13 protein-coding genes are annotated in these 13,227 nt (G+C 60.5%); 4 read left to right on the top strand and 9 right to left on the bottom strand.

Annotated elements, in window-relative coordinates; translation table 11 throughout:
- Positions 1-29 precede the first annotated feature (29 nt).
- Entirely contained in the window at positions 30-563 is a 534-nt protein-coding gene (locus PGQ95_RS18510; RefSeq protein WP_316425152.1) for a GNAT family N-acetyltransferase, read from the top strand.
- Positions 564-656: 93 nt separating this feature from the next.
- The gene (locus tag PGQ95_RS18505; protein ID WP_015368411.1) at positions 657-1,520 is read left to right on the top strand and encodes a MurR/RpiR family transcriptional regulator; all 864 of its coding nucleotides are present in this window, start codon (positions 657-659) and stop codon (positions 1,518-1,520) included.
- On the opposite strand, the gene PGQ95_RS18500 is transcribed toward PGQ95_RS18505, so the two are convergent.
- From PGQ95_RS18500 to PGQ95_RS18480, 5 genes are all read right to left on the bottom strand, one after another.
- On the bottom strand, positions 1,517-2,116 hold the full coding sequence (locus PGQ95_RS18500; RefSeq protein ID WP_368750033.1) for a 2-dehydro-3-deoxy-6-phosphogalactonate aldolase: 600 nt from the start codon (positions 2,114-2,116) through the stop codon (positions 1,517-1,519). The two genes, PGQ95_RS18505 and PGQ95_RS18500, sit on opposite strands and share 4 nt — an antisense overlap.
- Positions 2,103-2,975, bottom strand: a complete 873-nt coding sequence (locus tag PGQ95_RS18495) for a 2-dehydro-3-deoxygalactonokinase (protein WP_048230082.1) — start codon at positions 2,973-2,975, stop codon at positions 2,103-2,105. The genes PGQ95_RS18500 and PGQ95_RS18495 overlap by 14 nt, the downstream gene beginning before the upstream one ends.
- Before the next feature lie 9 nt (positions 2,976-2,984).
- Complete coding sequence (locus PGQ95_RS18490; protein ID WP_020079685.1) at positions 2,985-4,472, bottom strand: sodium:solute symporter family protein; 1,488 nt, start codon at positions 4,470-4,472, stop codon at positions 2,985-2,987.
- A 185-nt stretch (positions 4,473-4,657) separates the two neighbouring features.
- Positions 4,658-5,050, bottom strand: coding sequence for a RidA family protein (locus tag PGQ95_RS18485; protein ID WP_015368415.1), 393 nt, complete (start codon positions 5,048-5,050; stop codon positions 4,658-4,660).
- A 10-nt stretch (positions 5,051-5,060) separates the two neighbouring features.
- Positions 5,061-6,500: an N-acyl-D-amino-acid deacylase family protein gene (locus tag PGQ95_RS18480; RefSeq protein ID WP_087858234.1), complete on the bottom strand. Its 1,440-nt coding sequence runs from the start codon at positions 6,498-6,500 to the stop codon at positions 5,061-5,063.
- Between PGQ95_RS18480 and PGQ95_RS18475 the strand changes: the two genes are divergently transcribed.
- Both PGQ95_RS18475 and PGQ95_RS18470 read left to right on the top strand, forming a co-directional pair.
- Positions 6,478-6,657: a hypothetical protein gene (locus PGQ95_RS18475; RefSeq protein ID WP_042929906.1), complete on the top strand. Its 180-nt coding sequence runs from the start codon at positions 6,478-6,480 to the stop codon at positions 6,655-6,657. The genes PGQ95_RS18480 and PGQ95_RS18475 overlap by 23 nt on opposite strands.
- Positions 6,658-6,700: 43 nt before the next feature.
- Positions 6,701-7,921, top strand: a complete 1,221-nt coding sequence (locus tag PGQ95_RS18470) for an amino acid deaminase (RefSeq protein ID WP_430918991.1) — start codon at positions 6,701-6,703, stop codon at positions 7,919-7,921.
- Between the two features lie 30 nt (positions 7,922-7,951).
- On the opposite strand, the gene PGQ95_RS18465 is transcribed toward PGQ95_RS18470, so the two are convergent.
- From PGQ95_RS18465 to PGQ95_RS18450, 4 genes are read right to left on the bottom strand one after another with little or no spacing between them, the layout of a single operon-like run.
- Positions 7,952-8,968, bottom strand: a complete 1,017-nt coding sequence (locus tag PGQ95_RS18465) for an Ldh family oxidoreductase (RefSeq protein ID WP_430918988.1) — start codon at positions 8,966-8,968, stop codon at positions 7,952-7,954.
- 11 nt (positions 8,969-8,979) lie between these two features.
- Positions 8,980-10,581 (bottom strand): APC family permease, encoded by a 1,602-nt coding sequence (locus PGQ95_RS18460; protein ID WP_316425146.1) that lies wholly within the window; start codon positions 10,579-10,581, stop codon positions 8,980-8,982.
- Between the two features lie 15 nt (positions 10,582-10,596).
- Positions 10,597-12,201 carry an aldehyde dehydrogenase (NADP(+)) gene (locus PGQ95_RS18455; RefSeq protein WP_430918986.1) on the bottom strand — a complete coding sequence of 535 codons (1,605 nt, stop codon included), beginning with the start codon at positions 12,199-12,201 and terminating at the stop codon, positions 10,597-10,599.
- A 14-nt stretch (positions 12,202-12,215) separates the two neighbouring features.
- A complete protein-coding gene (locus tag PGQ95_RS18450) occupies positions 12,216-13,136 on the bottom strand; it encodes a dihydrodipicolinate synthase family protein (protein WP_008807565.1) in 921 nt (306 codons plus the stop codon).
- Between the last annotated feature and the right edge of the window lie 91 nt (positions 13,137-13,227).

Here is a 13,227-nt window from a genome sequence, read left to right as displayed (position 1 = left end):
TTTCTCCCTGAGGCTGCTATGCTGAGGCGATGAAAACTAACACTATAAACCCCACTTTCACTTTTCGCCTGACCGAAGAAGGCGATCTGCCGCTGCTGCCCGCGCTGGAGCGTTCGGCGGCACAATCCTTTGCGCGCATTCCCGCTTTCGCCTGGCTGGCGGAAAGCCCGGTAATGAGCGTTGAACAGCACCGGCAATACCTGGAAACCGGCCATAGCCTGCTGGCGCTTGCTGACGACAGGCCCGTTGGTTTCCTGCTGAGCGAGCCGCTGGACGATGCCCTGTTTATTGTAGAAATCTCCGTCCACCAGCAGTGGCAGGGCCAGGGTATTGGCCGCGCCCTGCTTAGCCAAACTATCGACAACGCCCGCCGCGACGGCTTCCCGGCGGTGACGCTCACCACCTTTCGCGAGGTGCCGTGGAACGCGCCCTTTTATACCCGGCTGGGCTTCACCATCCTCAATGAACTGCGCCTACCCGAAGGGCTGGCGGCGAAACGCGCGCTGGAAACGGAGCATGGCCTGACGGCGGAAACCCGCTGTGCGATGCGCCTTGATTTTTAACGCCGCGAGAGGCGCCGCGCTGATTTTGTCACCGGTATATGGTACAAAGTACCATTCCCAATACATAACCTAATACATAACCTGATACCCGGAATGGCCTACTCGATCGATATCATCTCCTGCATCACCGACCGCTTTATGGCGCTGACCGCGACCGAAAAGCGCATTGCGCAGTTTATTCTCGACGACGTCGCCGCCGCGGCGGAAATGCCGATTGCCGAACTGGCGCGCCTGACCGACACCAGCCAGGCATCGGTGACGCGCTTTGCGCGTGCGCTGGGCTGTAAAGACGTACGCGAACTGAAAATGAAGCTCGCCCAGTCGCTGGCCATTGGTCAGCGCTTTATTCTCGACGTACCGGATCTGGAAGGCGTACAGGGAATTTATGAATCGATCATTAGCGTACTGGAAACCAACCGCCGGGCGCTGGATCTTGCGGCGCTGAAACGCGCGGTGGAATGGATTAGCGACGCCCGCCAGGTGCTTGCGCTGGGTATGGGCGGCGGCTCGACCATCTGCGCGCAGGAGATCCAGTATCGCCTGTTCCGCCTCGGGTTGCCGGTAGTCAGCCAGAGCGACGGCCTATTGGTACGCATGATGAGTTCGGCGGTGACGGCGAAAGATGTGGTAATTGTGCTGTCGCTCGGCGGCTATACCAAAGAGATGATTGAAAGCGCCGCTATCGCCCGGCAATACGGGGCGAAAATTGTCGCTATTACCCCGCCGGAAACGCCGCTGGCGGCGCAGGCCGATATCGTGCTGCCGCTTCTGGTGAGCGAAAACGACTATATCTTTAAGCCCAGCGCCTCACGCTATGCGATGCTGGCGATGGTAGATGTGCTGGCCACCGAGCTGGCGATGGCCAATAAACCGCAGGCGAAAGACCGCCTGCGCCGCATTAAGCTGGCGCTCGACGACCACCGCGACGGCGTCGACCGACTGCCGCTCGGCGATTAATCGCCGCAGGCGGCGATAAAGCGTTGCGCCTGCTGGCGGGTACGCGCCAACGGCTGCCCGGCGCGGTAGAGATCGCTGCCTAGCCCTGCCCCCGCGCAGCCCGCCTGACGCCAGCTGGGCAGATTTTCCGGCGTCACGCCGCCGACCGCCAGCACCGGCACCTCCGGCGGCAACACCGCTTTCAGCGCGCGGATATAGTCCGGGCCGAATGCCGATGACGGAAAGATTTTCAGCCATTGCGCCCCGGCATCCAGCGCGCTAAACGCCTCCGAGGCCGTCGCGCAGCCGGCGCACACCAACATCCCCTTATCTACCGCGCGGCGGATCACCGCCGGGGCCGTATTGGGCGTCACGATAAGTTTCGCCCCGGCTTCAGCCAGAAAATCAACCTGTTCAACCTTCAGCACCGTCCCCGCGCCAATCACCGCCCGCTCGCCAAACTGGCGCACCATCGCCGGAATACTTTGCTGCCAGTCCGGCGAGTTAAGCGGAATTTCAATATAGCGAAAACCCGCATCGATAAGCGCGGCGATATGCTCCGCCGCCTCACCAGGCTGAATACCGCGTAAAATCGCCACCAGTTTAACCTTGTCCATCAATCATCCTCGCTATACCCGAAAGAAACGCCGCCTCGCCGGAACAACAGGAAACGGCTAACCCGCGCGCCGCCATCGCCTGCTGATAACGGGTGCTGAGCGAGTGCTCACCAACCAGCACCACGCGGCTGGCGCGATAGCGTTCGCTAAAGGTCGCCACCTCCGCGCCAATCAACAGCCCGGAGAGATAATCGCTCACCGAAGTCGCCGCCAGCGCGCCTAACACCCGCGCGGCCCGAGCGCTGAATAACCCGTCCAGCAGCGCTGGCTGAGTTAGCCCTTTTTCCATACCGAGAGCGAAAGCGGCGTCATCGGGTTGTTGTACCGGCAGTTGCTGGCCGAGCAGCGAATGGTTAAGCAGCAGGTGATGCAGTTCGCCGGTCATCGCCGTGGCGAACTGGCGCACCACGCCGTTTTGCACCTGCACCCATTTGCAGTGGGTGCCGGGCATCACGTAACACTCCGCGGGCATCAGTTGCCAGGCGCCCAGCAGCTGCGTTTCTTCACCGCGCATCACGTCGTAATCTGCGGCCTGCGCCACTTTCAGCCCCGGCACGATCCACACGTTTTCCGCCACCTCATGTAACTGACCGTTGAGCGCCTCCAGCGCCAGCGGGCAGGCCAGATAAGGCACCGGTTGCCAACCGGCATCGCTGCCGATCATCCCCGCCATCACCACCGGCAGCGCGGGGTCGCCGCGCCACGGCGCCAGCTGCTGCTGAAATACCGCTTCGGCGCGCTGCCCGTTCAGACGCGTGACGCCGCAGGGCAGCTTCAGCTTGTCGATGCATTCGCCATCACGCATCCGCCATGCCCGCAGCTGCGTAGAGCCCCAATCGACGGCAATATACTCGTTCATGATTGCCCCTTACCCGCGTGAGGTATGACGTTTGCCAATCGGCAGCGGCGGCGGCGTTGGGCGGCTTTCACGCTCGCGGGTAATCATCTCCAGCGCCTGCTCGCGGCTCATGCTGCTGGCCGGGGTCAGTAACGTCACCACAACCGAAGCCACCAGGCTCGTCAGTACCGCCGGAATACACGGGTTGCCCCAGAACGCCAGCCAGTCGCTATCCACCAGCACCGCAACCGATGCTCCAGCGCCGCCGGCCAGCGCGGCGACCGCGCCCTGCCAGTTAAAGCGTGTCCAGAAACGACCAAGCATGGTGCAGATAAACATGCCGGACATAATCATCGAGATCATTTTGGTGATATAGCTGATGATGTCGTTGGAGGTCAGGGCAAACAGCAGCGCCAGCGCAATCACCAGAACCAGGAAGATCCGCGACAGGCGAATGGCTTTCTCCGGCGCGGGCATATGGCCGGTCACCAGGGTGTAGAGGTCGCGCAGCATGATGGACACCGCGGCGATGGCATCAGAGCTACCGGAAGACATATTGGCCGACATGCCGGCAATCAGGATCGCCATCGCCAGCACCGGCGGCAGCACCTGGGTGGCAAATAAGAAGGCGAAGCCGCTGTTTTCCAACTGCGGGTTCATGGTCCATACCGCCATACCGATGATCGCCGGCAGGAAGGAGAAGCCCAGATACAGCAGGCCGGTAATCGTGAAGGACTGACGTACCGAGGAGACGGTCTTCGCCGAGTAAATGCGCTGGCGATAAGAAGGCGTCGCCAGCACGCCGACGCCGATCACCATCGCCAATGATAGCGCCGGCAACACGCCTAATTTATCGACCGCGAACAAGCTTTGCGCCGCCGGATCGACGGCCTGCTGAATATGGCTCCAGCCGCCAACGTGATGAACCGCCAGCACCGCCATTAAAATAAAGCCGACGAACAGTACAATCGATTGAATGGTATCGATCCACACCACCGCGGAATAGCCGCCAATACCGACATAAACCACAAAAGCCAGCGCAATAATAATTTTTGCGACATTAATATCAATGCCGCTGGCCCACGCCAGATATAATCCGCCACCTAATATATGCGCCCCCAGCCAGCCGATAGAAGCAATAAAAATAAGTATCGCGACGAGGTTTTTAATTATTTTACTGCCGCCGGTGTAATACGACATTTCTTCACTCATGGTCATGAAGCGAAGTTTGCGTACCGGAGCGAATAACCATGCCACCAGCAGAATCCCCACCGCGCCGCCGAGGCCGTAAAGCATCCCGGCCCAGCCGTTGCTGTAGCCAAAGCCGACGGCGCCGACGCTGGAGCCGGTGCCCACCATGGTGCCGACCGTCGAGCCGAGAGTGAGGATCATCGGCAGCGAACGGCCGCCAAGTAAAAAGTCTTCGCCGGTTTTCTGTTTGCGCGAAACGTACCAACCTAAGGTAATCATCGCGCAGGCATAAACGGAAAACCAAATCATAAATGACATATTATTCATGGCTCACATCCAGACGTAATAAATAATATTCGTGCCGCTGAATATTATGAGTTAACAGGAACCATGCCTGAAAAAAGGCATAGCGAACCCAGTGGCACCGATTTATTTATTCACTCTGGTGCCGATATCACACTTTTTTGATGCTCCCTCCCGGAAGGGAGGGATTTATTTTTAGGTTTCGAGCGTTATTGTCGTGCAGCGTTAAAACAGGTCACATCCACTTCAACTTTGCAATCCACCACCAGGTCCGCCACGCAGCAAATGCGCGCTGGCGGATTATCGCCAAAGAACTCGCGAAATACCTTATTGAACGACTGGAAATAGCGCGCGTCGGTGAGGATCACTTTGACGTGCACTACGTCCGCCAGGCCGTAGCCGGCTTCGCTCATGATGTCGACGCAGTTCTGGATCGCCAGCCGCGATTGTTCGACGATGCCGCCTTCTACGACTTCGCCATTTTTCATTGGCGTCTGCCCGGAAACGTACAGCCAGCCGCCGGCTTCCACCGCGCGGGCGAACGGCAGATGCTGACCGCCGGTTCCGGTACCGCCTTCTACGCCATAACGTTTGATACTCATATTCAACTCCTTAGTCCATCCGACGGCGCAGGAAACGCCCTGCCCGCCCGGTAATTTTCTTATCACTGCCGTAGCTCATCACGCCGTTGACCATCACCGCCTCAATGCCGTCCGCCGGTCGTTTCGGATCGGAGAAGCTAGCAACATCGCGCACCGTCTGCGGGTCAAACAGCACCAGGTCGGCGAAGTAGCCAATTTTCACCAGCCCGCGATCCGCCAACTGGAAGCGGGCCGCCGACAGCCCGGTCATCTTGTGTACCGCGGTAGTCAGCGGGAATAGCTGCTCGTCGCGGCTATAGTGGCCGAGTACCCGCGGGAAGGCGCCCCACAGGCGCGGATGCGGCATCGGATCGTTCGGTAGCCCGTCAGAGCCAATCATGGTGACCGGATAGCGCATCACCCGCCGTACGTCCTGCTCATCCATGTTGTAGTAGATAGCGCCCGCCGGCATCAGCCGCGCCGCGGCGTCGTGCAGGCTCACCTGCCACTCATCGGCGATCTGCTGCAACGTTTTCCCGGCCTGTTCCGGCTGCGCTTCGGACCAGGTGATCACGATATCAAACTCGTCGGTCACCTGTTTCATATCCAGCGTCGACGAGCTGGCGGAGTAGGGATAACAGTCGCAGGCGATATCCTGCTGCTGGCGCATCTCATCGAAAAACGCCAGCGTCTCTTTGGTACGCCCCCAGTTTTTCGCCCCGGCGCACTTGTGGTGCGAAACCACCACCGGCACGTTGCCGTGGCGGCCGATGCGGAAGGCTTCGTCCAGCGCCTCGAGAATCGGCTCAAACTCCGAGCGTAAATGGGTGGTATAGACGCCCTTCCCGGCTGCCAGCTCTTCCGCCAGCGCCATCACCTCTTCGGTAGTCGACTGGAAGGCGCTGGCATAGGCCAGCCCGGTACTGAGCCCTAACGCCCCCTGGCGCAGCGCATCGCGTAGCTGTACGCGCATGCCGGCGATTTCCGTCTCGTTCGCCGGACGAAACAGATCGTCCATATGGTTATTGCGCAGCGCGGTGTGACCGATTAACGTGCCGACATTCAGCGACGGTCGCGCCGCTTCCACCGCATGGGCATAAGCCTCCACGGTGGGATAGATAAAGTGCTGCTGCTCGCCGAGGAGATTCATCGGGTCCGGCACTTCCCCGCGCATGGTAGCGGTCGCCGCGCTAATCCCGCAGTTGCCGACGATCACCGTCGTCACCCCCTGGCTGAGCTTCGGCAAGTACTCTGGCATGCGGATAACGTTGATATCATCATGGGTATGCACATCAATAAAGCCCGGCGCCAGTACCCGCCCTTGGCCATCAATTTCCTGCTCCGCCGCGACGTCCAGCGCCGGGGCGATAGCCATTATTCGGTCGCCCTTCACCGCCACATCGGCACGGTATTGCGGCCCGCCGCTCCCGTCGATCACCGTGACGTTTTTGAAAAGCCAGTCAACTTTCATAGCAATTACTCCCTTTCGACATGCCGATAAGTTAACCATTTACAAGCGCAAAAAACAGTGGAAAACTACGCAAAACCCAGATCATTTTGTGATACTTTTATTCAAAACGAATAACATTTTTATATTAAAAATATATTTATCAAATAGTTATAAATGATACCCAGCGATTAACCGATTATAAACCCTGAAAGGATAGTGTTATGAAATACCATTCAGCACCGCTCATCCCGCACAAATCCGCCCTCATGTTCGCACCGGCTAATCTGCTGGCGGAAGAGGTCTGTCTGCCCGCCGCGCTGTTAAAAAAGTCGGCGCTGGAAAACAATATTTCATGGATGCAGCGCTATGCCGACGCCCGCGGCGTGTCGCTGGCGCCGCATGGTAAAACGACAATGACGCCATGGATATTTCAGGCGCAGCAGCGAGCGGGAGCGTGGGGGATCGGCGTGGGCAGCGCCTGGCAGGCCAGCGCGGCGATGGCCAGCGGCATCCAACGCGTCCTGATGGTCAATCAGCTGGTCGGCAAGGCCAATATGCAGGTGGTCGCGCAGCTAAAAGCCCACTATCGGGCAGTGGATTTTATCTGCTGCGTCGATAGCGAGGCCAACGTGCGCGCCCTTTCCGCGTTTTTCGCCGCCCAAGGACAAACGCTGGATGTGCTGATTGAACTTGGCGTGCCGGGCGGGCGCTGCGGCTGTCGTAGCGTCGATGACGCGCTGGCGCTGGCGCAGCGGGTAAGCGACCTGCCGGGACTACGGCTACGCGGGCTGGAATTGTATGAAGGGGTGCTGCACGGCGACGATCCGCAGCCGCAGGTGGAAGCGCTATTACAGCAGGCCGCGGCGCTTGCCTGCCGCATGGAGCCGCTGGTTGACGGCGAATTTATTCTCACCGGCGCGGGCACCGTCTGGTATGACGTGGTGTGCAACATCTGGCTGGCGGCGGCAAAACCGCGCCGCTGCCGTATCGTCATCCGCCCTGGCTGTTATATCACCCACGATCGCGGGATCTACGATCTCGCACAACAAGAGCTGATCGCCCGCGATCCAATTGCCTGCGATCTCGCCGGCGATCTCACTTCAGCGCTGGAGCTGATGGCGATGGTGCAATCGGTACCGGAGGCGGATCGCGCGGTGGTGAATTTCGGCAAGCGCGACTGCGCTTTCGACGCCGGGCTGCCGCAGCCGATCGCCCATTATCGTAACGGCCAGGAGTTAGCGCTGCGCGCGGAGTCGATCGTCAGTATCGGCATCATGGATCAACACTGCATGCTGCGCCTGGCGCCTGGCAGCGATGTGCAGGTCGGCGATATTCTGCTGTTCGGCACCTCGCACCCGTGTCTGACCTTTGATAAGTGGAAGACGTTGCTGCTGGTCGATGACGACTACAACGTGCTGGACGAGCTCGACACGCTATTTTGACAGGCATCCCGGGTGGCGGCGCTTCGCGCCTTACCCGCCCTGGCGCAAGGCGCAAATCTCATCATGCAATGAACGGCTGATGGCGACCCCCTGCCGCTCACTCTGCTGGCGGCAGGCGAAACGCCGCTCGCCCGGCAGCCGCGCCCCCTGATCCTGCATCGCATTGAACAACGTTTCGGCGCGCGCCAGCTGCTCTGGTGCCTGCGCGCCGAGAAAGCGCTGCGGATCCAGCGCCAGGATAAGCTCACCGCCGTAGGGGAGACCGCCCGCGCCGTTATCCCACGCCAGCGATTCGGCGCTGGTCATATCGCCGATAAGCGGCCCAGCCAGCAGCTCGACCATTGCCGCCAGCGCCGAGCCCTTATGTCCACCAAAGGTTAACATCGCGCCGTTCAGCACCTCTGCGGCATCGGTCGTTGGCTGTCCCTGACTGTCGATTCCCCACCCTTGCGGTAGCGCTTTACCGGCGCGCTGATGCAGTTGGATCTCGCCGCGCGCCGCGGCGCTGGTCGCCATATCAACAATAAACGGCGGCTTATCCCGCCGCGGCCAGCCAAAAGCGATAGGGTTGGTGCCGAACAGCGGACGCGTGCCGCCCGCCGGGGCTACCCAGGCGTGGCTTGGCGTACAGGCCAGCCCCACCAGCCCTGCCTCGGTCAACGGCTCAATATCGGCAAACAGCGCGGAAAAATGGACGCAGCGATTAATCGCCAACGCCGCAATGCCGTTGTGCCGCGCCTTCTCCAGCAATAACGGCAGCGCGCGCTCGTAGGCCAGCAGCGAAAAAGCGCCACCGGCGTCCGCCCGCACAATCGCCGGCGCCTGGTCGTGGATTTGCGGCTCGGTATCAGGCGATACCTTACCTTTACGCAAGGTATCGACAATGCCCAACAGCCGCCACAGGCCGTGGGAAGCGCAGCCGTCGCGCTCTCCGGCGGCCACATTACGTGCAATGGCCGCCGCATGGTCGGCGCTAAATCCATTGGCGCTGAGTACCTCCAGCGCCAGATCATAAGCTTCAGGTAACGATAGAGTTACCGATTCCATACTGTTCTCCTTTACTCTTCTTCGTCTCCGCTAAAGTTAGCCTGCGGCAGGCAGCTGCGCGCGCCCCAGTAGTAAATCCCCAACGACATCGCCGCCACCAGCACCGTATCCCAGGGGTGACCGATAACATTAAGCCCGCCGAAGCTGCCCAGCCAGGAAAAGAGGATAATCAACGCATAAAAAACGATCAGCCACAGCGAAGACTTCACCTGCTGCGCCAGGCTCACGGTATGTTCCGGCACCTTACCTTTGCACATCACGTAGACGACAAACATCACGATTTGCAGCCCCAACAGCCACGAGAGCGTATTCCAGCCGGACCAGTAGACTATCAGCGCCGAGATCATAAACGATATCGGGCCGATGATGCCGAAGGCGCGCACGCGGAACGGCCGCGGTAGATCCGGCGCGTTGCGGCGCAGCCCGGCGGCAGTCACCGGGGCGATGGCGTAGCTCAGCACCAGGGCAGCCGACACCACGCTAATGAGCTGTTCCCAGGAGGGGAACGGCAGCGTCCAGAAAATCGACAGTCCAAAAGTCAGCCATAGCGCCGGGCGCGGAATACCGGACTCTTTATCAATATGGGTAAAGGCTTTAAAGAAGGTACCCGCCTTCGCCCAGCCGTAGATCACCCGCGGCGTCGCGTTCATATAGATATTGCCGGTGCCGCTCGGGGAGATGATCGCATCGCTTATCACCATAAAGGCCAGCCAGCCCATGCCGAGGGTAATAGCGATATCGCGATACGGTAGCGAGAACTGTTTGCTCACCTCGGCCCAACCGCCGTTCAGCATCTCGGTGGGGATACTGCCAAGGAACGCCAGCTGCAGCAGCACGTAGATAATCGTCGACAGCACCACTGATAAAATCAACGCAATAGGGATAGTCCGCTGCGGCTTTTGTACTTCGCTGGCTACCGAGATAATCGGCGTCAATCCCAGATAAGCGAAGATAATTCCGCCCGCGCTGATCGCCGCTTCCACCCCGGACATGCCAAATGGCGCAATACCCTGAGCGTGCAGATTCTCCGGTTTAAAGAAGGTGAACAGCGTCACCACCACCAGCAGCGGCACCAGAAACTTGAGCACGCTGATGAAGTTGTTCGATCGGGCGAAGGTCTTGACGCTGTAGTAGTTCAGCGCAAAGAAGAAACAGAGCAGCAGGAACTGCACCACCCACCCCAGCAGCGTCGGCGAACTGGAGCCCGGCTGGGTCAACGCCGGAAACCAGGCCGCGGCATATTGCCGGGCGGCGACGATTTCAATCGAAATCAGGCTGGAGAACGCGATCAGGGTGATGAATCCCAGCAGATAGCCCATCAGCTCACCATGGGAAAAGACCGGGTAGCGAATAATGCCGCCGGCGCGCGGCAGCGCCGCCCCCAGCTCGCAGTACACAATCCCCAGTAGCAATACCGCAAAGCCGCCGATCACCCACGACGCGATCCCGGCCGGACCGGCGATGGATGCGACGTGGCTGGCGGCGAATAACCATCCGGAGCCGAAAATCGCCCCCAGGCCGATAAAGGTGAGATCGGTTAGGGTCAACTGTTTTTTAAACTTACCCGACTCTGCAACGCGGGTTTGACTGTTATGCGTAGAGTGAATGGTCATGGTGATGCCCTTGCGTCAATGAGAGGAGGAAATCGCTTCCCGGGTCCACTGGCCGTTGACCAGGCGCAGCAGGTTCAAAGGGTTCGCATCCTGCAGCGCCGGCGGTAACAGGGCGGCTGGCGCGTTCTGCAGACAGACCGGGCGCAGAAAGCGCTCAATCGCCCGGCTGCCGACCGAAGTCCCGCGGGCGTCGGTGGTCGCCGGCCACGGGCCGCCGTGGACCATCGCATCGCACACTTCCACGCCGGTGGGATAACCGTTAAACAGCACCCGTCCGGCCTTTTCGCAAAGCAGCGGTAGCAGGCTCGCCGCCAGCGGGCCATCATCCGCCTCAGCATGCAGCGTCGCGGTGAGCTGCCCCTGCAGCGCTTTCACCACCGCCTGCAGTTGGGCCACGTCGTCCACTTCCACCAGTAGCGATAGCGGGCCGAAAACTTCGGTCTGCAGCAGCGTATCCTGCGCCAGCAGATCCTCGACCTGAGCCTGCCACAGCAGGGTTTGCGCCTGCCCGGCGCCGGCGGCGATGCCGCTCGCCAGCTTCTCGATACGCGGGTGCGCCGCAAGCGCCGCCACGCCCTGGCGGTAGTGCTGAAGGGTCGGCGCATTGAGCAACACCTGCGGCGAAGAGCCCGCTACCGCCGCACACAGCGCCGACTTAAAGCGTTCCAGCCCGGCGCCGCGCAGCGCCAGAATCAGCCCCGGACGGGTACAGAACTGGCCGCCGCCGAGGGTGAATGACGCCACCAGCTCGTTCGCCAGCGCCTCTGCCCGCGTCTGCAGCGCCTGTGGCAGAATAATCAATGGGTTAATCGCCGACATTTCAGCAAACAGCGGGATTGGCTGCGGGCGCTGCTGCGCCAGCTGATACAGCGCCTTACCACCAGCCAGAGAACCGGTAAAGCCAACGGCCTGAATCGCCGGATGGCGGACTAATTCGGCGCCGATATCGGTCCCGAAAATCATATTGAATACGCCGCCGGGTAAACCGCACCGCACTACCGCCCGGACGATCGCTTCAGCAGTCAGCTCGGCGGTGGCCATATGGCCCGGATGGGCCTTCACCACCACCGGGCAGCCAGCCGCCAGCGCCGAAGCGGTATCGCCGCCGGCGGTGGAAAAGGCCAACGGAAAGTTGCTGGCGCCGAACACCGCCACCGGTCCTAACGCCTGCTGATACTGGCGCAGATCCGGGCGCGGCAGCGGCTGGCGATCGGCTAAGGCGGTATCAATACGGGCGGCGAAGGTATCGCCGCGCTGGATCACGCCAGCAAACATCCGCAGCTGGCCGCTGGTGCGCGCCCGTTCTCCCTGCAGCCGCGCCAGTGGCAGCGCGGTCTCCTGCCCGGCGATAGCAAAAAACGCCTCGCCCAGCGCATCCAGTTCATCAGCAATGGCGTTGAGAAAGCGCGCCCGCTGCTGCGGCGTGGTTTGTGAATAGACGGCAAAGGCCTGCTGCGCGGCTTCTGCGGCCTGAGCGGCTTCCTCGCGTGAAGCCGGATAAAAGCGGTGGCCGGTGGCTTCGCCGTCCACCGCCCGCAGGCTCAATAGCGTCGCCTCACCGCTGGCAATACGGCGTCCGGCAATAAACTGCCGTCCCGCCGTGGTCTGAGATGCATTCATATTGACTCCTGAGCTCAGAGGCCGACATCCGGCAGCGTCGGACGAGTCGCCAGCGCCTGTTCAACGATCGCCACCACCTGCTGGCGCGTTTCGCCTTCCAGCGCCAGACGCGGCGGACGGGTGATGGCGCTACCGCGACCCAGCAACTCTTCACACAGCTTGATGCACTGCACCAGATCCGGACGCGCATCGAGATGCAGCAGCGGCATGAACCAGCGGTACAGCGCCATCGCCTCTTCGTAACGCTGCTGGCGCGCCAGGCGGAACAGCGTTTCCCCTTCGCGCGGGAAGGCGTTGGACATCCCGGAGATCCAGCCTTCCGCACCGACGGCGATGCTTTCCACCACCACGTCATCCAGCCCGGCAAACAGCACAAAGCGGTCGCCAACGGTGTTACGCAGGTCGATAAAGCGGCGGGTATCGCCGGAGGAGTCTTTAAAGCAGACGATATTGTCGCAGTCGGTCAGGGTGGCGAGAATGTCCGGCGTCACGTCGTTTTTGTAAATCGGCGGGTTGTTGTAGACCATAATCGGCAGGTCGGTAGCGCTCGCCACGCTGCGGAAGTGGGCCGCGGTTTCATGCGGTTTTGAGGAGTAGACCAGCGCCGGCATCACCATGATCCCGTCAACGCCGACGCGCTCCGCCTCTTTCGCCATTTTCTGGGCAAAGGCGGTGGTGAACTCGGCCACCCCGGCGATGACCGGAATTTTTCCGCCGGCGGCATCCTTCGCCACCTCGATAATCTGCAGTTTTTCATCGGTGCTCAGCGAGGTGTTTTCACCTACGCTGCCGCACACCACCAGCCCGGAAACGCCGTCTTTAACCAGGTTTTTCATCACCGCGTGAGTAGCGTCTAAATCGAGGGAGTAATCGCTACGAAACTGCGTGCTGACCGCCGGGAATACGCCACTCCAGTGAATCGCTTTTTTGCTCATGCTCGGTTCCTTGTCGTCGTTTTGTTAAGTCAAAGTGAATGAATGGTGAATATTCACTGACAGATTGACGTGTCGCGGAACCGGCGGCTTG

The sequence above is a fragment of the Klebsiella sp. 141240 genome (assembly GCF_050600805.1).
Classification (GTDB): Bacteria; Pseudomonadota; Gammaproteobacteria; order Enterobacterales; family Enterobacteriaceae; genus Klebsiella; species Klebsiella aerogenes.
Note: the sequence above shows the minus strand (reverse complement) of the source record. Positions and strands in the feature narration are given on the sequence as shown.